The organism is Phaeobacter sp. SYSU ZJ3003 (genome assembly GCF_041300735.1).
Lineage (GTDB): Bacteria > Pseudomonadota > Alphaproteobacteria > Rhodobacterales > Rhodobacteraceae > Phycobacter > Phycobacter gallaeciensis_A.
Genome location: NZ_PXNU01000013.1, coordinates 61,301 through 78,242 on the forward strand (window position 1 = coordinate 61,301; position 16,942 = coordinate 78,242).

The 16,942-nt window shown below is 63.8% G+C and carries 19 protein-coding genes; 8 read left to right on the forward strand and 11 right to left on the reverse strand.

From position 1 onward, the window contains the following. Nucleotides 1–54: 54 nt before the first annotated feature. From C6W91_RS06180 to C6W91_RS06205, 6 genes are read right to left on the reverse strand one after another with little or no spacing between them, the layout of a single operon-like run. A complete protein-coding gene (locus C6W91_RS06180; RefSeq protein ID WP_370570576.1) occupies nt 55–1,056 on the reverse strand; it encodes a TonB family protein in 1,002 nt (333 codons plus the stop codon). Continuing rightward, on the reverse strand, nt 1,053–1,442 hold the full coding sequence (locus C6W91_RS06185; RefSeq protein ID WP_274835393.1) for a biopolymer transporter ExbD: 390 nt from the start codon (nt 1,440–1,442) through the stop codon (nt 1,053–1,055). Before C6W91_RS06185 ends, C6W91_RS06180 begins: the two co-directional genes overlap by 4 nt. Next, nucleotides 1,442–1,825 (reverse strand): biopolymer transporter ExbD, encoded by a 384-nt coding sequence (locus tag C6W91_RS06190; RefSeq protein ID WP_274831591.1) that lies wholly within the window; start codon nt 1,823–1,825, stop codon nt 1,442–1,444. Before C6W91_RS06190 ends, C6W91_RS06185 begins: the two co-directional genes overlap by 1 nt. After that, entirely contained in the window at nt 1,815–2,465 is a 651-nt protein-coding gene (locus tag C6W91_RS06195) for a MotA/TolQ/ExbB proton channel family protein (protein WP_370570577.1), read from the reverse strand. Before C6W91_RS06195 ends, C6W91_RS06190 begins: the two co-directional genes overlap by 11 nt. Further along, entirely contained in the window at nt 2,462–2,890 is a 429-nt protein-coding gene (locus C6W91_RS06200) for a hypothetical protein (protein ID WP_370570578.1), read from the reverse strand. The genes C6W91_RS06195 and C6W91_RS06200 overlap by 4 nt, the downstream gene beginning before the upstream one ends. A 26-nt stretch (nt 2,891–2,916) precedes the next feature. After that, nucleotides 2,917–4,947: a TonB-dependent receptor domain-containing protein gene (locus C6W91_RS06205; RefSeq protein ID WP_370570579.1), complete on the reverse strand. Its 2,031-nt coding sequence runs from the start codon at nt 4,945–4,947 to the stop codon at nt 2,917–2,919. 244 nt (nt 4,948–5,191) lie between these two features. On the opposite strand from C6W91_RS06205, the gene C6W91_RS06210 reads away from it, so the two are divergent. The 4 genes from C6W91_RS06210 to C6W91_RS06225 are packed head-to-tail and all read left to right on the forward strand — an operon-like array spanning nt 5,192 to nt 9,035. Continuing rightward, on the forward strand, nt 5,192–6,262 hold the full coding sequence (locus tag C6W91_RS06210; RefSeq protein ID WP_274837956.1) for a hemin-degrading factor: 1,071 nt from the start codon (nt 5,192–5,194) through the stop codon (nt 6,260–6,262). Next, a complete protein-coding gene (locus tag C6W91_RS06215) occupies nt 6,262–7,134 on the forward strand; it encodes a hemin ABC transporter substrate-binding protein (protein WP_274837955.1) in 873 nt (290 codons plus the stop codon). Before C6W91_RS06210 ends, C6W91_RS06215 begins: the two co-directional genes overlap by 1 nt. Beyond that, a complete protein-coding gene (locus C6W91_RS06220) occupies nt 7,131–8,234 on the forward strand; it encodes a FecCD family ABC transporter permease (RefSeq protein WP_370570580.1) in 1,104 nt (367 codons plus the stop codon). Before C6W91_RS06215 ends, C6W91_RS06220 begins: the two co-directional genes overlap by 4 nt. 12 nt (nt 8,235–8,246) lie before the next feature. Next, nucleotides 8,247–9,035 (forward strand): heme ABC transporter ATP-binding protein, encoded by a 789-nt coding sequence (locus tag C6W91_RS06225; protein WP_274831597.1) that lies wholly within the window; start codon nt 8,247–8,249, stop codon nt 9,033–9,035. A gap of 24 nt (nt 9,036–9,059) precedes the next feature. Here C6W91_RS06225 and urtE read toward each other — a convergent pair whose 3' ends face one another. The 5 genes from urtE to urtA form a co-directional block, all read right to left on the reverse strand. Beyond that, nucleotides 9,060–9,755, reverse strand: coding sequence for an urea ABC transporter ATP-binding subunit UrtE (gene urtE, locus C6W91_RS06230; RefSeq protein WP_274837954.1), 696 nt, complete (start codon nt 9,753–9,755; stop codon nt 9,060–9,062). 3 nt (nt 9,756–9,758) lie between these two features. Next, the gene (gene urtD, locus C6W91_RS06235) at nt 9,759–10,499 is read right to left on the reverse strand and encodes an urea ABC transporter ATP-binding protein UrtD (RefSeq protein ID WP_274829481.1); all 741 of its coding nucleotides are present in this window, start codon (nt 10,497–10,499) and stop codon (nt 9,759–9,761) included. Continuing rightward, a complete protein-coding gene (gene urtC, locus C6W91_RS06240) occupies nt 10,496–11,662 on the reverse strand; it encodes an urea ABC transporter permease subunit UrtC (RefSeq protein ID WP_274831598.1) in 1,167 nt (388 codons plus the stop codon). The genes urtD and urtC overlap by 4 nt, the downstream gene beginning before the upstream one ends. A 3-nt stretch (nt 11,663–11,665) precedes the next feature. Continuing rightward, on the reverse strand, nt 11,666–13,630 hold the full coding sequence (urtB, locus tag C6W91_RS06245; RefSeq protein ID WP_274837953.1) for an urea ABC transporter permease subunit UrtB: 1,965 nt from the start codon (nt 13,628–13,630) through the stop codon (nt 11,666–11,668). Between the two features lie 126 nt (nt 13,631–13,756). Next, nucleotides 13,757–15,037 carry an urea ABC transporter substrate-binding protein gene (urtA, locus tag C6W91_RS06250; RefSeq protein ID WP_370570581.1) on the reverse strand — a complete coding sequence of 427 codons (1,281 nt, stop codon included), beginning with the start codon at nt 15,035–15,037 and terminating at the stop codon, nt 13,757–13,759. Between the two features lie 393 nt (nt 15,038–15,430). Between urtA and C6W91_RS06255 the strand changes: the two genes are divergently transcribed. The 4 genes from C6W91_RS06255 to C6W91_RS06270 form a co-directional block, all read left to right on the forward strand. Continuing rightward, complete coding sequence (locus tag C6W91_RS06255) at nt 15,431–16,285, forward strand: urease accessory protein UreD (protein ID WP_342455896.1); 855 nt, start codon at nt 15,431–15,433, stop codon at nt 16,283–16,285. A 17-nt stretch (nt 16,286–16,302) separates the two neighbouring features. Further along, the gene (locus tag C6W91_RS06260; RefSeq protein WP_065272254.1) at nt 16,303–16,605 is read left to right on the forward strand and encodes an urease subunit gamma; all 303 of its coding nucleotides are present in this window, start codon (nt 16,303–16,305) and stop codon (nt 16,603–16,605) included. Between the two features lie 20 nt (nt 16,606–16,625). Beyond that, the gene (locus C6W91_RS06265; protein WP_165832673.1) at nt 16,626–16,799 is read left to right on the forward strand and encodes a hypothetical protein; all 174 of its coding nucleotides are present in this window, start codon (nt 16,626–16,628) and stop codon (nt 16,797–16,799) included. Beyond that, the coding region (locus C6W91_RS06270; protein WP_370570583.1) for an urease subunit beta at nt 16,796–16,942 on the forward strand (147 nt) is incomplete at its 3' end. The genes C6W91_RS06265 and C6W91_RS06270, both read left to right, overlap by 4 nt.

The window sequence follows — 16,942 nt, forward strand, 5'->3', positions numbered from 1 at the left end:
GGACGCAGCAATCGGCGCCGAGGTGTTTTGATCAAATCCCCCCGCGCCCCTTTGTCACTTGCCCTTGATCCGCACGGTAAAACTGGTGCGCGCACCGGCAGGCGGCGGGGGAAATGGCGCCGCCCGGCGTACTTGTGCCAGCGCGATATCATCAAGCCGCGCGGAACCAGAACTGCGGGCAATCGCGACCTGCGCCAACCCGCCACTGGGCGCGATCCGGAAGGCGACGACCGCCTCGCCCCGCACATTGGCGCGGCGCTTGGCTCGCTCGATCCGGCGCAGGATCAGACCGGGATAGTTGCTCGTCGCCGCATTGCCCTGCTGTCGGGCCTTGCCGCCCGTCTGGCGCGATTGCCCGCCCGGCTGTTTCGCAGCGCCCTCTGCCACCCCGCGGGTTGCGTTGGCACTGCTGTTGCCGCGCGGTTGCGCGCTTGGCGTTGTCGGCTCAGAAGGGGTGCGCACCGGCTCTGCCTTTGCCACCTGCGGAGGGCGCAGCGGGCGGGACCTTGGCTTCAGCGACTGTTCGACCGGAGGCGCCTGCTCCATAGGAGGCTGTGGTGCCTCAGCCTGTTCAACCGGTTCCTGTTCAACAGCTTCCATAGGTTTTGCCGCCTGCTGCACCGCTGGCTGGGTGGGTGGCAGCGCAGTCGTCGGCGGTGTCGGTGTTACAGCCTTGAGCGGTATGGGATCGCTATGGACCTGCGGCGGCGTGACCTCGATGCCGGGTGTCTGCGCGGCGGTGACAACAGGGACAACAACAGGCTCTAACACTGGGGATTGTGCCTGTGGCTGCACCTGTGGCGTCTCCACCGGCTGGGCCGCCTCAGGCGTCTGTTGCGCGGCGTGGGGCTGCTCCGGCATCACGGCGGCGGGCTGCGGTGCCTCCAACCCCACGGCGAGATTGGCAAAGGCGCTGCCTTCGGCAGCCAGCGCGGTTTCACCGCCCGCCTGCTCCACCGGTGCGGTATCGGTGAACACCACCGCACCAGCATGGGCCACAGCGGCCATGGTCAGCGCCAGAAGGGCGGCGAGGCGGGATTGGGGTACCCGGCTCATTGCAGCGCCCGTTCCGACATCAGGATGACGCGCTTGGCGCCTGCCGCCCGCAGATCATTGCCGATGGACACCAGTTTCTTCGCCGGCAGATCCCGGTCCGGCACCACCCGCAGCGCAGCGCGCTGTTCCTCGGGCAGCTCAGCAACAAATGATGCCGCATCTGCTACCGGAGCGCCCCGATAGCTAAGCCGCCCGTCGGCGTGGATCACCAATGTATCCGGCGGCGCGCTGCCCTCCAGATCGGCGGTCTTGATCAGCGTCACATCGCGGTCCAGCGGCGGCGCCAGGGTGCCTGCGATCATGAAGAAGACCAGCATCAGAAAGACGATATTGATCAGCGCGATGGTCGGTTCGCGCTCGCTCTGGATTTGCCGCGTGATCCGCATCAGCCCAGCACCACCGTCTGCAGTCCCTCGACCTGCCGCAGGGCGGTCAGAAGATCCACCAGCCGCTGCGCGCTGGCCGTGTCATCGGGGCTGATCAGCACCAGATGGCCGCCGCCGTCCTGTGGCTGCAGCCGCACCAGATCGGCAATGCGAGCCAGATCCGCCTGTTGCCCGTTCAGCATCAGACGCTCGGCGCCAAGGGTCACAAACAGCTTCTGCCGGTCCTGGGTCTTGGCACCCTGCCCGGCCGCCATCAGTTCCACCTCGCCGTATTTGGAGAAGGTCGAGGTCAGCATGAAGAACAGCAGCAGCAGAAAGATCACGTCGATGAGCGAGGTCATCGACAGCCGCCTGCGCCGTTGTCCCTGCAGTTTAACCGCCATGAGAAGCCTCAGCCCGTTCGGCGGGGCAGAACAGCACCCGCAGGGCACGGTTGGCAAAGACCCGTTCACGCTGCATCCGCGCCGTCAGCCAGCTCAGCACCAACGAGGTCGGCATCGCCACGGCAAGCCCCGCCGCCGTGGTCAGAAGCGCCACCCAGATACCACCGGCCAGCAGCGCCGGATCCACCGAAGAGCCTGCGGTCTGCAATTTCTGGAAGGCTTCGATCATGCCGATCACGGTGCCGAAAAGCCCCATCAGCGGCGCCAGTTGCGACACCATATCAAGCGCCCCAAGCCCCCGTTCGAGCCGGGCAAAGCAATCCTCCGCCTCGGCATCAGCACGGTCGGACAGGGCCGCATCCGCCGCAGTTTCGGGACCAGCCGCCAGCGCAAGCCGGAATACCGGTGCGAGATAGGATCGGCTGCTTTCCAGCTGCCGCAGGGCGCCATCGCGATCGCCATGGTCCCAGGCGGTGACAGCGGCGGACAGATGGGCGTGGCGGCCCACCCGCGCAGTGCGGTATTGCCAGATTTTGTAGAGCACCAGCGCCGCTGTCAGCACCGACACGCAGAGGAGCAGAAGAACCACCGGTCCGCCCAGATCCAGAACCCCAAGCAGTGCATCGTGAAGCCACATCATCCCAGCAACTCCAGATCAATGCGGCTGCTGAGCGTGATGCCCCTACTGCAGGCGGCCTCTGGCAGATCAGCCCCGCCGGTGCAGGTGGTGGCGCCGTTGATCAGCACCCGACTGATGCCGTCGCAGGCATAGGGAAACTGGAACTGGCGCACCCGCATCCGCCCCGCAGGCAGGTCCTGGAAATCCAGCAATGTCAGCCGCGCCACCTGTCCTTTTGCGTCGAACAGAACGGTTTCATAAACCGCCTGACCGATATCCTGCGCATGGCTGTTCTGCGCCACAAAGGACAGCAGGCAAGCCTCGCCAACCTGCTCTGCCGCGCTCAGCTCGATCGACACGGCCGGGTCTGCGGCCCGTGCCGCGCCACCCAACCCCGCCAGCAAAACCGCTGCCGGGGCCACCCATTTCCTGTTTACGCATACCATTTGGAACCTCTTCAATCTCCGTTGGGTCAGAAGGTTTTCGCCAGGGTCAGCTTGATGTTGCGCCCCGGTGCGGTGCGGGTCGCCAGCGCGGGCGTGTAGACTCTGTCAAAGGCGTTTTCGACGCCAAGCCGCACCTCGGCGCCACTGAGCGCGCCGGTCTGCACCCGGTAGGTGGCACGCAGGTTGCTGATGCCATAGCCCTTGATCAGGTCGCCGTTGTAATCGGTGAAGGATTTGCTGCCGACCAGTTCCCAGCTCAGATCCCAGGCCTCGCCGATCCGCTTGCCCAGGGTCAGGCGGGCGCTGTCGGCCGGGGTGTTGCGCCAGACGCCGCTGGCCCCGCCCGCCGAAACCGCGGTGTATTCGCCAACCGCCGCGTTGAAATCGGCGTAAAAGCCGTTGTCCATGCTGTATGTGGCTTCGATCTCGATGCCTTCGCTGTTCACTTCGCGGATCGGGTTGAAATTGCTGTCCACGTAGGACGTGATGTCCCAAAGCTTGCCTTTGAAAAGGTTTACCTTGGCCTGCAGGGCATCGCCCGCCGTGAACACGCCGCTTGAGGTATAGGAGGCGCCCAATTCAAAGGTATGGGACCGCTCCGGCTGGGTCATGTAGCGCGGCGTGCCAAGATCATCGATGATCGGCAGGTTCTCGGTATAGGCACCGCTGCCAAAGAGCGCCCAGCCAGAAGCGAATTCATAGCGCGCCGAAAGCCCGCCCATCAGCGCGGAGTTGTCATAGGACGAGGATCCGTCGTGGGCCTCGATATCCTGGGTTTCAAACCGCATGGCCGGGGTGATGGTCCAGTGATCGCCGATACCGATGTCATCCACCGCGAACAAGGCCAGACGCCGGTCGGTGCCGCCGGGGGCCGAAGGTGCGTTCAGGCGCTCGCGCTGCATCACCTCAACCCCAAGCCGCAGATCGTGTGTCGCCATGCCGGTCACGAAATACATGCTGTTCTTCGCGGTCAGCTTGGTGATCTCGTAATCCTGATCCGCATCGGCCAGGGCAATGACGCTTGGCCCCGAAGAGGTGCCCTCCAGCGGGCTGGAACCGGGCACATAGGCGGTATCGATATGCTGTGTCGAGCGAGTCAGGTTAACGTCCAGATCGATCAGGTCATTGCCAACCGGGTTCCAGCGATAGCGCAGCCCGGCGACCTCGTTGCTGACCTTGCGGTCGACGTTGCCAAAGGAGCCGCCGGTGGTGCCAAAAGTATCGTAGGGGACGTCTTTTTCATCCGTTTCGGAATAGTTGTAGGAGGCGGTGATCGAGTGATCGCCATTGTCACCAAAGCTGTATTTCACCTTGCCCAGATAGGAGGGCATGCGACTTTCGGTATTGGGCACGACCTGCCCGTTTCCGTCCTTATAGGCATCGACATCGCGCAGGGTGTAATTGAACAGCACTTCCAGCCGTTCGGTGGGTTGCCAGGCCAGAATGGAGGACGTCACGAAGCCCTTTGCATTGCTCGAGGCGCCGATGGTCTGGCGAAACCGTAGACCGATCTCACCGCCGGTGAAATCCGCCGCATCCTTTGTATCAAGCTGTACCACGCCGCCGATAATGCCCGAGCCGTATTCGAAACTGCCGATGGTGCCCCGGATCACCGACACGCGTTTGTAGAGCTCGGGATCGGTGAACAGCTGCGTGCCGATCCGGTAAAGCTCCTCTGACCCGGTAGAGGCGCCGTCGATCATGATCTGCACCTTCTGGTCGGTGCCATAGCTGCTGGTGGCGCCAAAGCCGCGGATATTCAGGCCCGATCCCTGCGGACGGCTGCCATTCACCAGCGTCACACCAGGCACCGAATCGATCAGCTCAGCCACGGATCCGGCCTGCCGGTCATCCAGCTCTTCCTGTGTGATTACCGTCTGCGGCGTCGCGGTTGCGGTCTGCACCTCGCGCTTGCCCTGCCCCAGTTCAACAGTGCCGAGAAACCCCTCGCCCTGCAGGTCTAGCGGCAGATCCTGCGCCTGCGCGCCCGCGTTCATTGTCAGCCCCAGCACTGACACCGTCCCCAACAGCCGCATAGACATACGCTGTTTGCCCATCACATTTTCCTTCGCATCTATTCGTATTCGAACCGAAGGCTTGCGTGGGGGCTGGCACGGTATTTCAGGATTGATCTTTGGCGAAATTCAAAATTCCGCTTGAGCCTGTTAGTAAAGATGATAAAAACAGTCAACATAAATTCCGACCCGCTGATCCCTCAGCCGCCAGCGTGATCTGCCCCGACCGGCAGCCACAGCCAGCCCTTTCCAAACGATATGCAGACCGCCTCCGAAAGGGCCCGACATGACCACTCCGACTCCCCTCACCGCGGAGCAGATCCGCGCCGAACGTGCCGACCACGCGCAGCTGCGTGACCGCGATTTTGCCGACAAGTTCAACATCACCGAGGCGCAGCTGATCGCCGCCTTCAGCGGCGCGGGCGTGACCCGTATCGCGGCCAACCCCGATGATGTCTTTCCCCGGCTGGAAGAGCTGGGCGAGGTCATGGCGCTGACCCGCAACGATTCCTGCGTGATCGAAAAGGTCGGGCGTTACAGCCACTATCAGGGTGGCGTTCACGCCTCCCTGGTGCTGACCGAGGAAATCGACCTGCGCCTGTTCCCGCGCCATTTCGTCACTGCCTTTGCGGTGGAACGTGAAGGCAAAAACGGCACCGCCCGCTCGCTGCAGTTCTTTGATGCCGCCGGTGACGCGGTGCACAAGATCCACTTGCGCGAAGCCTCCGACCTGGCGGCCTGGGACCGGATCGTCGCCGATCTGGCGCTGCCGGAACAATCCGACACGCTGGAAGTCGCGCCCCGTACCCCGCCCGAGGGTGCCAAATCCGACCCGGACAAGGTCGATGTCCTGCGCGCCGAATGGGCCAAGATGACCGACACCCACCAGTTCCTGCGCCTGTGCTCGAAACTGAAGATGAACCGTCTGGGTGCCTATCGCATCGCCGGGGAGCCTCTGGCCCGTAAGCTGCCGACAGACACCGTCACCCCGATGCTGGAGGCCGTGCGCGAGCAGGAGATTGAAGTGATGATCTTTGTCGGCAACCGCGGCTGCATCGAAATCCACGGCGGCCCGGTCCGGAATCTGCGCGAAATGGGGCCCTGGCAGAACATCCTCGACCCCGGTTTCGACCTGCACCTGCGCCTTGATCACGTGGCCGAGGTCTGGGCCGTCAACAAGCCGACCAAACGGGGCGATGCGGTGTCTTATGAGGCCTTTGACGCCGATGGCACCATCCTGTTCCAGGTCTTTGGCCGCCGCACCGACGACAACGACAGCCGCCCGGCCTGGGACGCAATTGTTGCCGCGCTTCCCTCGCTGGAGGCTGAAACCCGGGCCGAGCCGGAGACCGTGTGATGTCTCTGCTCTCCCGTCTTTCCAAAGGCGCTGGCCTGTTCCTGCTCGGCACTCTTGCCGGGCAGATGGCCCTTGCCGCCCCGGCAGAGCGCGTTGTCAGCGTCGGCGGATCGGTCACCGAAATCGTCTATGCCCTGGGTGAAGGCCATCGTCTGGTGGCCCGCGACAGCACCTCCATCTACCCGGCAGAGGCCGAGGCGCTACCCAATATCGGTTATGCCCGTGCCCTGTCGCCGGAAGGTGTCCTGTCGGTATCGCCCGATCTGATCATCGCCAGCGCCGGGGCCGGTCCGGTGGAAACGCTGGATGTGCTGAAACAGGCCGATATCGCCTATGCCGAGGTGCCCGAGGTCTACTCTCCTGCTGGCGTGATCGCGAAGATCGAAACCGTGGCCGCCGCCCTTGGCGCCGAGGACAAGGCCAAGGCCCTGCTGGGTGACATTGCCCCCGATCTGGAGGCGGCCCATGCAGAGGCGCAGGCGCGCGCAGGCGATGCGCCGGTGCGGGTGCTGTTCATACTGTCCACGCAAGGCGGGCGGATCATGGCCGGAGGTCGCAACACCGCCGCCGATGGCATCATCCGCCTGTCGGGCGGCATCAACGCCATCGACGCTTTCGAGGGCTACAAACCGATGACGGATGAAGCGGTTTCCGCCACCGCCCCGGATGTGATTCTGGCAATGGACCGGGGCGGCGACCACGGCGTCGCGATGGAGCAGCTGGCCAGCCTGCCTGCGCTGATCCCCACACCAGCGGCACAGAACGGACGGCTGGTGCGCATGGACGGGCAGTCCTTGCTGGGATTTGGCCCGCGCACCGCTGACACGATCCGGACCCTGTCAGAAGCCTTTTACGAAGGTCACGCGGAATGAGCCTGGCAGCAGAGGCGACAACCCAGAACCGAGGTCAGGCTCAGGGTCGGTCCACCGGGGCGCCGGTGGACCGTCGCCATCAGGCCCGGCGGCTGACGCTGGCGCTCGTGGCTCTGCTGCTGGTCACTTCGGTGAGCTCTCTGACCTTTGGCGCAGCGGGCACGTCGGTCTGGTCCGCCCTTGGGGATCTGATCGCGGGGCGCGAGCTGTCACAACTGGACTGGATCATCCTGTTCGACATCCGCCTGCCGCGCCTTTGCCTTGGCATCCTCGTGGGGGCTGCGCTGGCGGTCTCCGGCGCGGTGATGCAGGGGCTGTTCCGCAACCCTTTGGCCGACCCCGGTATCGTCGGCGTCAGCGCCGGAGCGGGTCTGGCCGCGATCACCGCCATCGTGCTGGGCAGCCTGCTGCCAGCCGCCTTGCGCGACACATTGGGCAACGGCCTCGTTCCGGTCGCGGCCTTCTTTGGCGGCTGGGGATCGACACTGATCCTGTATCGCACCGCAACGCGCGGCGGGCAGACCTCGGTTGCAACCATGCTGCTGGCCGGTATCGCCCTTGGCGCGCTGGCCGGGGCGCTGTCGGGCATTCTTGTCTACATGGCCGATGACAACCAACTGCGTGATCTGACCTTCTGGGGCATGGGGTCGCTCGCGGGCGCCACCTGGACCAAGGTTCTCGCCGCCCTGCCAGTGATCGCACTGGCCCTGTGTGCCGCGCCCTTCCTTGCGCGCGGTCTCAACGGGCTGGCGCTGGGAGAGGCCGCCGCTGGTCACATCGGCATCCCTGTGCAGCGGGTGAAGAATATCGCGATCATGGCTGTCGCCGGCGCCACCGGCGCTGCTGTGGCGGTCTCGGGTGGTATCGGCTTCATCGGCATCGTGGTGCCGCATCTGTTGCGCCTTGCCACCGGGCCGGATCACCATCCGCTTTTGCCCAATGCCGCCCTTCTGGGGGCCACGCTTCTATTGGCCGCCGACATGATCGCGCGGGTGATCATCGCCCCCGCAGAGCTGCCCATCGGGATCGTCACCGCCGTCCTTGGCGCGCCGGTCTTCCTGTGGATCCTTTTGAAACGTCGCGCGGGTTTGGGACTTTGATTGGACAGAGACATGCAAGCCTTTGACATCACCGTAAAGCTGGGAAGCCGCACCATCCTGCACGGGGTGGATTTTGCCGCTGAACCGGGACGCGTCACCGCCATCGTCGGCCCCAATGGCTCAGGTAAGACCACGCTCTTGCGCGCCATGACCGGCGAGATCGCGCATACGGGCCGGGTGCTGCTGAACGGTCAGGACACCGCAACGCTGAAACCCTGGGAACTGGCCGCGATCCGCGCGGTGCAGCCGCAAAGCACCAGCATCGCCTTTCCCTTTACCGTGCTGGAGATCGTGCGGCTGGGGCTCAGCGCCGGTCTGTCGGCGGGCGAAACCGACCTGCCGATGCAGGCGCTGGAGGCGGTGGATCTCGGCGGTTTTGCCGGGCGGTTCTATCAGGACCTGTCGGGGGGCGAGCAGCAGCGCGTGCAACTGGCCCGGGTTCTGACGCAGGTCTGGCAGCCAGTGGTCGATGGCACCCCGCGCTGGCTGATCCTGGATGAACCGGTGGCGAGCCTTGATATCGGCCATCAGTTCACGGTGATGGATCTGGCGCGGCGCTATGCGGCGGCGGGCGGCGGCGTGGTTGCGGTGATGCATGATCTGAACCTCACCGCCATGTTCGCCGATCACGTGGTGCTGATGCAGGCGGGCCGCATCGCTGCAACAGGCACCCCGGCAGAAGTTCTGACGGATCAGACCCTCGCCGAGGTGTACGGTTGCCCGGTGCCGGTCAATACCACCCCACCCGGCGGCATGCCCTTCCTGCTGCCACAGGCACGAAAGGCGCCGGTTTTTGCCTGAAAGCAAGGCCCTGCCAAAATCAGGTCAGACCGAAACCCCCTCCAGCAGGGCGTCACGCTCGACCGCGCCCTTGCGGCCCTCCAGCACCACCTCGCCCCGGCGCAGGACCACGAAGCGGTCGGCCAGATCATAGGCGAAATCGAAGAACTGCTCGACCAGGATGATCGCCATGTCACCCTGCCCGCGCAGCAGTTTGATGACCTCGCCGATCTGCTTGATGATATTGGGCTGGATACCCTCGGTCGGCTCGTCCAGCACCAGAAGCTTGGGCTTGGTGATCAAGGCGCGGGCAATGGCCAGCTGCTGTTGCTGCCCGCCGGACAGGTCGCCGCCGCGACGGGCGAGGAAATCCTTCAGGATCGGGAACAGCTCGTAAATGTGGTCCGGGATGAAATGCTCTTCCTTCGGCAGGCAGGCAAATCCCGTCTCCAAATTCTCCTTCACCGTCAGAAGCGGGAAGATATCGCGCCCCTGCGGTACATAGGCGATGCCCGCACGCGCCAGCTGATGCGCGGGCACCACGCCGATCTCCTGCCCGTCAAACGTCATGCTGCCACCCGATCGCGGGTGGGTGCCGGTCACCGCCTTCATCAGGCTGGTCTTGCCAACGCCATTGCAGCCCATCACGCAGGTGACCTCGCCCAGATCGGCCTGCATGGAAATGCCGTTCAGGATCCGGCTGCGGCCATAGTGGAGGGTGATATCTTTCAGATCCAGCATCGCTCAGCGCCCCAGATAAACATCGATAACTTCGGGATCGGAGGTCACGTGATCCAATCCCCCTTCTGCCAGCACCGCGCCCTCGTGGAGCACCGTGACCTTGCAATTGAGGCGCCGCACGAACTCCATATCGTGTTCGACGACAACCACGGCGCGAGTCTTGGCCGCCTCCACCAGCAGATCAGTGGTATGTTCGCGTTCCTCCGGCGTCATGCCCGCCGCCGGTTCATCCACCAAGAGAAGCCGCGGCTCCTGCGCCAGAAGCATGCCGATCTCAAGCCACTGTTTCTGCCCATGGGACAGCTCTCCGGCGATCCGGTCCAGCTGGTCCGCAAGGCCAACCTCTGCCGCGAGTTCCTCGACCCGCGCAGTGTCGGCGTCTGAGGCGCGAAACAGCAGCACCGCGATCACCCAGCGGTCCTTTTTCAGGGCCATCATCAGGTTGTCGCGCACCGACTGGTCCTCAAACACCGTGGGTTTCTGGAACTTGCGCCCAATCCCCTGCCGCGCGATCTGCGCCTCATCCATGTCCAGAAGGGACAGGGATTTTTCACCCCAGATTACCCGGCCTTCGTCCGGGCGTGTCTTGCCGGTGACGATATCCATGAATGTGGTCTTGCCCGCGCCATTGGGACCGATCACCGCGCGCAGCTCGGCCTCGGCGATCTGGAACGACAGGTTGTTGATCGCCTTGAACCCGTCAAAGCTGACGGAGACGCCGGAGACTTCGAGAAGCGTGCTCATGTCCGGTCCTTTCGCTGCAAGAGGTCAAAGAGGCCGCCGATGCCCTTGGGCGCGAACAGCGTCACCAAGACAAAGGAGAGGCCGAGGATCACCTGCCACCAGTCGACCCATTTGATGGTGTAGAACCCCAGCGGGATGTCAGGCGCCTGCCCGCCGGTGAACCATGTGGAGACCAGCGAAACAAAGGCCGCACCGATCACCGCGCCATAAAGCCGCCCGCGCCCGCCGATGGCGACCCAGACCGCCAGATAGATCGAGGCAACGGGGGCCATTTCCGCCGGGTTGATGATGCCCGCCTGCGGATAATATAGCGCGCCCGCGATGGCGGCGATGCAGGCAGTAAGGGTGAACACCGCCAGTTTGAAGGTCTCAACCGGGTAGCCGAGGAAACGCACGCGGGCCTCGTTGTCACGGATGCCGCGAATGACCGATCCGAACTTGCCGGACACCACCCAGGCCGCCAGCATATAGCCAAGACCCAAGGTAAGCGCCGAGGCCCAGAAGAACCACATCGAGACCTCTGCCTGCGGTGCCTCGACACCCGGCAAGTTTTGGAGGCCCGACAGACCGTTGTTGCCGCGCAGGCCGGAATCGTTCTGAAAGAGGTAAAGCGCCAAGGCCAGCGTCATGGCCTGCGTCAGGATCGAGAGATACACACCCGTGACCCGGCTGCGGAAGGCGAGCCAGCCAAAGATGGCCGCCAGAATGCCCGGCACCAGCACCACCAGCATCAGTTGCAGCACCAGACTGTCGGCAAACATCCAGACCACGGGGAATTCGCTGCTGCCCACCACGCCGAAGATCTGGCTGCCGATGCCATCGACCACCTCGGCCTCGGTCGGGGGGATGTCGCCCTGCGCCAATGCCTCGGTGACGATCAGGCGGGTACGCTCATACATCAGCCACATGCCGATCATGTAGCCGCCCAGCCCGAAAAAGGCGAAATGGCCCAGCGACAGGATGCCCGTGTAACCCCAGATCAAGTCCATCGCGATGGCAATCAGGCAGAGGCACAGCGTCTTGCCCAGCGTTTTCACAAAACTTGTGGGGATCAGCCCGGCCCCCGGCCCCTCGGCAAACACGGTCACCAAGAGGGTGAACAGCGCGAGGATAGACAGGAAGACCAGAACGGATGGGTTCTTTGCAATGAATGACTGTCGCATGGGTCAATCCCCCGCCGCGCGGCCCTTGAGGGCGATGATCCCTCGTGGGCGGAACTGAATGAAGATGATGATGAAGATGATCATGTAGGTCTGCGCCGCCAGCGTGTTCGACGGGTTCAGCCACTCGATCCCCTTTTGCAGGGAGCCGATCATCGCCGCCCCGGCCAGGGTGCCGAAGATATTGCCGACACCGCCCACGACCACGGTCATGAAGCTTTGCACGATGTAATCCTGACCAAGTTCCGAGGTGACCTTGGCAAAGAGACCGATGGCAACGCCCGCGATCCCGGCAATGCCCGATCCCAGACCAAAGGTCAGCATGTTCACCCGTCCCGGATTGATCCCCATCGAGGACGCCATGCGCGGGTTCTGCGTCACCGCGCGGGTCTCAAGCCCCAGCCGCGTGCGCCGCATGATGAAGAGGAACAGCGCAAGGAAAATCAGCGCCAGCACGAAGATCGCGATACGGATATAACTGATCGAAACCACGTCGTTGATCATCCATGCCCCATCCAGCCAGCCCGGCGCCGTCAAGGGGCGGGCCTGCGTGCCAAAAATGTTCTTGGCAAGCTGTTGCAAGGCGATGGAGATCCCGAAGGTCGCCAGCAGGGTTTCAAGCGGGCGGTTGTAGAGATGCCGGATCACCAGCCGCTCCATCGCGACACCGGCGGCAAATGTCACCGCAAAAGCCAGCGGGATGGCGACAAGGATCGAAACCGTATGATTGGGAATGATCTGCTGCACCACATAGCCGGTGTAGGCGCCCATCATGATGAACTCGCCATGGGCCATGTTGATGACCCCCATCAGGCCAAATGTGATGGCAAGGCCGATCGCCGCAAGGAAATAGATCGAGGCGAGCGAGATCGCATCAAGCCCCAGATCCACCGCCTGATTGAGCGCAACCTTGGTGCCGATCGTCTCCAGCGCCTGTTCGGCGGCATCGGTCACGGCGGCAGAGGGCTCGGCGTAGGTTTCAAAGAACACATAATGGCTGAGGGCGATGGTAATCGCCTCTTCGCCCACGAAAGGGTCCACCTTCCCGTCCGAGGCGAGGCTGTCGTATACCTTTTGCCGGATCATCTCGTTTGAAAGCTGCGCCAGCGGCACGCCCGCGACGCGTCCACCCTCGATATGCTCGGCGAGGGTCTGGCGCAGGGCATCGGCAGTGGTGCGCGCGGGCACGTGGCCAGCGGCAACCAGCATGTCATAGGCGTCGTTGCGAGATATGCCATCTTCGCCGGGCGTCAGGGTGCGGGCGATATTGCGGTCCTCGGGCAGCCCCTCGGCAACCTCCACAGTAACCGCCACCAGCGGATTGAGGGCGGCGCGCACATCGACACTGAGATCGTTCGAGACACCTTTGATCGCGTCGATCCGCTCTGCCTCATCGGCACCATAGGCGATGGTCAAAAGCCGCTCCAGCCGGGTCTTGCGGGCCTTCAGCGCCGGATCCTCCTCCCCCGGGATCGAGGCGCGCAGCGGCGCCAGCAGATCGGCGCCGGGGGCGCGTTCGATGGCCAGCAGCCCCTCGGCGCGGGTGGCAGGGTCAGGGTCGCTCAGCTGGAACTGCACCAGCGCGGTGGCGATCAGCGCCCGCACGCCACTGTTGGGTTTCAGCTGTTTCAATTCTTTCTTGGGATATTCTCCGGCAAGAGTGCCGTCATCCGGGCTGCTGAGGGCATAGGTCCGTTTGGCGACTTCCTCGCCCACGAAGAACAAACCGTCCTCTTTGCGTTGCCAGATGTCCTTGTTCTGCCAGGCCTCCAGGAACCCGCGGGCCTGCGGCAGGCCACTGTCGGCGATCGCGGCGATCACCGGTCCGATGGAGGTGCGGGAACTTTTCTCGATCAGCGCCCGGTTTTCCTGCAGCAGCTGCTGCAGCGGCCCGTCCCCCGCCGGGGTCTGGGCAAGGGCGATCTGACACGCGCAGAACAGCGCGAGGCACGCAAGGAATAGTCGTTTCATATCGTTGAGATCCGCTCTGAAAGATCCGCCTTGCGTGACCCACATGGGCAGGCCGCGCGGCGCGTCTGCCGCGGCGGGAACCCAACAAGGGCCCCCGCCGCGACTCTGTCTTCAAGGGTAAGAAGATCAGTAGTTCGAAAGCGTCTGAACGCAGGTCTCGGTTTCGGTGTTGTACATACCGCAGCCCAGATCCTTCCAGTCGGACTTCAGAACCGCCGATTCCGGCAGGAAGTCGGTCCATGCATCGCCCGGCACCGGATCGGTGGCGGAGATGATGTCGAACTGGCCGTCCTCCTGGATTTCACCGATCAGCACCGGCTTGGCCAGGTGGTGGTTCGGCAGCATCACGGCGGTGCCGCCGGTCAGGTTCGGGAATTCCTGCCCGTACATGGCGGCGCGCACGGCATCGACATCAGCGCTGCCTGCTTCGGTCACGGCGTTCGCCCACATGTTAAAGCCGATATAATGCGCTTCCATCGGGTCATTGGTGACGCGCTCTTCGCCCATCAGCTCTTTCCACTTGGCGACGAAGGCTTCGTTGGCTTCGGTGTCCGCCGACTGGAAGTAGTTCCAGGCCGCAAGGTGGCCGACCAGGTTCGAGGTATCCAGACCCGAGAGTTCTTCCTCACCCACCGAGAAGGCCACGACCGGGATGTCATCGGCGGAAATGCCTGCCGCTGCCAGTTCCTTGTAGAAGCCGATGTTGGCGTCGCCGTTGATGGTGGAGATCACACCGACCTTCTTGCCGTCGGCACCCAGCGCCACCACGTCGGCGACGATCTTGGACCAGTCGGAATGACCAAAGGGCGTGTAGTTCACGAAGATATCGCTGTCGGCGATGCCTTTGCCCTTGAGATAGCTTTCAAGGATGTTGTTGGTCGTGCGCGGGTAGACATAGTCGGTGCCCAGCAGCGCGAATTTCTCGACGCCCAGTTCCTCAAGGAAATAATCCGTGGCCGGGATCGCCTGCTGGTTCGGCGCAGCGCCGGTGTAAAAGACGTTCTTGGAGCTTTCCTCGCCCTCGTACTGGACGGGGTAGAACAGCAGGCCGTTCAGCTCTTCGATGACGGGCAGGACGGATTTACGGCTGACGGAGGTCCAGTTGCCGAAGATCACGTCCACATCATGCACGGTCAGCAGCTCGCGCGCCTTTTCGGCAAACAGCGGCCAGTCGGAAGCGGGGTCAACAACGACCGCTTCCAGCTCGCGGCCCAGAAGTCCGCCTTTTTCGTTTTGATCGGCCACCAGCATCAGCATGGTGTCCTTCAGCGTGGTTTCGGAAATCGCCATGGTGCCGGACAGCGAGTGCAGAACGCCCACCTTGATGGTGCAATCCTCGGCAAGACCGGCGCTTGCGCTCAGGCCCAGTGCCAGCACGCTGGCCGCAGTTTTATTCAAGAAACTCATACTTCCCTCCAGACAGGGTCACGCCCGTGCCATCTCTTCCCTTGCGAAAGAAGGGCGGCAGCACTAGGTCAGCCCCGCAACTGTTGTTGCAAATCGTGTGGCGGTCTAACCGAGGTCCAATTCGTATGGCCGCCACACTCCCACAGCCGATGCAGGTCTTGCGCCTCGGCCTCACTCAGGTTTCTGCACCGCGGCAAACTTGGCAAACGCTAGCCGCGGCGCATCCCTGCGGAATCCCCAAATGCACAAAAAGCAGGCGACCTTTTGCGGTATCGCCCATTTTTTGATCCTGAATGCTGGCGCTCCGCCCTTTTAGCGCCTGCAAAATGGTCATTGCGCCCGGCAAAGCGCACTCTTTGGGGCAGACGACAGCGTTCCGCCATGCGTCAGGGAGTGTCAAAGATCACCGAGGCCGCCATCATATCGCGCCAGACCGCCACCCCGGTTCCGACCGCACAGCCGCGCGCCGTGGGCCGCGCGCGGGTCTCGGTCCACCACAAGGACGGTGCGGTGCGCCTGAAGGATCTGCATCAGGCGGGCGCGATGAAGCTGCTGTTTCCACAGGGCCGCCCGCACCCCGAGGCGGTGATGGTCAATACGGCAGGCGGAATCACCGGCGGTGATCGGTTTTCGGTTGCGGCCGCCGCGCTGGACAACAGCCGCCTGACGGTCACCACCCAGGCCGCCGAACGCGCCTATCGCGCCCAGCCGGACGAGACCGGACGCATGGAGACCCGGCTTGAGGTCGCCGCAGGCGCCCGCCTCAACTGGCTGCCGCAGGAAACCATTTTGTTCAACGGCAGCCGCTTTGCCCGCCGCCTGCGCGTGGATCTGGCCGCTGATGCGCGCTTTTTGATGGTCGAACCCGTGGTGTTTGGCCGTCTCGCCATGGGTGAGGCGCTGACCTCGGCCCGGTTCAGCGACCGGGTAGAGATCCGCCGCGACGGTCAGATGATCTATTATGACAGGGTAGAGCTGCGCGATGACATCGCCGCCACCCTGGACCGCCCTGCCGTGGCCGGGGGCGCCCGCGCCATGGCAGCGCTGGTCCTTGCCCATCCCCGCGCCGAAAGCTGGCTGGAGCCGCTGCGCGCGATGCTGCCGGGCACCGGCGGCGTGTCGCTGCTGGCCAAGGATCTGCTGGTCCTGCGGCTGCTGGCAGCGGATGGCTTCGACCTGCGCCAAACCCTTGTTCCCATTCTGGACCGCTTGCTGCCCGATGGCCTGCCGCGTGCCTGGAGACTGTGACAGAGAGACTGTGAGCCATGAACCTGACCCCCCGTGAAAAAGACAAGCTGCTGGTGGCCATGGCCGCCGAAGTTGCCCGCAAGCGCCTGGCGCGCGGCGTCAAGCTGAACCACCCCGAAGCCATCGCCCTGATCACCGATGCGGTGGTCGAAGGCGCCCGCGACGGGCGCCCGGTTGCCGAGATGATGGAGGCCGGCGCCGCCGTCGTGTCGCGCGATCAATGCATGGAGGGCGTGCCCGAGATGATTCACGAGGTTCAGGTCGAAGCAACCTTTCCCGATGGCACCAAGCTGGTGACCGTCCACAACCCGATCCGATAACACCCGACAGGAGAAACAGCATGAAACACCTGCCCGCTCTCGCATCCGCCATCGCGCTCACCGCTGGTCCGGCTCTGGCCCATGGCGGAGCACACCTGCATCCGCACGGCTCGGAAAGCTGGCTGCCCGTGATCCTGGCCGCACTCACCGTTGGCGGTGCTGCGGCGCTGGCCTACGTGCGGTCGCGCAAATGATCCCCGGAGAGCTGTTTCCTGCGGCGGGGGAGCTGACCCTGAACGATGGCACCGAAGCGGTGACGCTGATGGTTGCCAATACCGGGGACCGCCCGGTGCAGGTCGGCAGCCACTACCATTTCGCCGAAACCAATCCTGCGCTG

What these genes read in the sequence shown, in the direction of transcription:
- C6W91_RS06180 (WP_370570576.1), bottom strand. Translation starts at nt 1,056, where the DNA reads ATGAGCCGGGTACCCCAATCCCGCCTCGCCGCCCTTCTGGCGCTGACC.
- C6W91_RS06185 (WP_274835393.1), bottom strand. Translation starts at nt 1,442, where the DNA reads ATGCGGATCACGCGGCAAATCCAGAGCGAGCGCGAACCGACCATCGCG.
- C6W91_RS06190 (WP_274831591.1), bottom strand. Translation starts at nt 1,825, where the DNA reads ATGGCGGTTAAACTGCAGGGACAACGGCGCAGGCGGCTGTCGATGACC.
- C6W91_RS06195 (WP_370570577.1), bottom strand. Translation starts at nt 2,465, where the DNA reads ATGATGTGGCTTCACGATGCACTGCTTGGGGTTCTGGATCTGGGCGGA.
- C6W91_RS06200 (WP_370570578.1), bottom strand. Translation starts at nt 2,890, where the DNA reads ATGGTATGCGTAAACAGGAAATGGGTGGCCCCGGCAGCGGTTTTGCTG.
- C6W91_RS06205 (WP_370570579.1), bottom strand. Translation starts at nt 4,947, where the DNA reads ATGGGCAAACAGCGTATGTCTATGCGGCTGTTGGGGACGGTGTCAGTG.
- C6W91_RS06210 (WP_274837956.1), top strand. Translation starts at nt 5,192, where the DNA reads ATGACCACTCCGACTCCCCTCACCGCGGAGCAGATCCGCGCCGAACGT.
- C6W91_RS06215 (WP_274837955.1), top strand. Translation starts at nt 6,262, where the DNA reads ATGTCTCTGCTCTCCCGTCTTTCCAAAGGCGCTGGCCTGTTCCTGCTC.
- C6W91_RS06220 (WP_370570580.1), top strand. Translation starts at nt 7,131, where the DNA reads ATGAGCCTGGCAGCAGAGGCGACAACCCAGAACCGAGGTCAGGCTCAG.
- C6W91_RS06225 (WP_274831597.1), top strand. Translation starts at nt 8,247, where the DNA reads ATGCAAGCCTTTGACATCACCGTAAAGCTGGGAAGCCGCACCATCCTG.
- urtE (WP_274837954.1), bottom strand. Translation starts at nt 9,755, where the DNA reads ATGCTGGATCTGAAAGATATCACCCTCCACTATGGCCGCAGCCGGATC.
- urtD (WP_274829481.1), bottom strand. Translation starts at nt 10,499, where the DNA reads ATGAGCACGCTTCTCGAAGTCTCCGGCGTCTCCGTCAGCTTTGACGGG.
- urtC (WP_274831598.1), bottom strand. Translation starts at nt 11,662, where the DNA reads ATGCGACAGTCATTCATTGCAAAGAACCCATCCGTTCTGGTCTTCCTG.
- urtB (WP_274837953.1), bottom strand. Translation starts at nt 13,630, where the DNA reads ATGAAACGACTATTCCTTGCGTGCCTCGCGCTGTTCTGCGCGTGTCAG.
- urtA (WP_370570581.1), bottom strand. Translation starts at nt 15,037, where the DNA reads ATGAGTTTCTTGAATAAAACTGCGGCCAGCGTGCTGGCACTGGGCCTG.
- C6W91_RS06260 (WP_065272254.1), top strand. Translation starts at nt 16,303, where the DNA reads ATGAACCTGACCCCCCGTGAAAAAGACAAGCTGCTGGTGGCCATGGCC.
- C6W91_RS06265 (WP_165832673.1), top strand. Translation starts at nt 16,626, where the DNA reads ATGAAACACCTGCCCGCTCTCGCATCCGCCATCGCGCTCACCGCTGGT.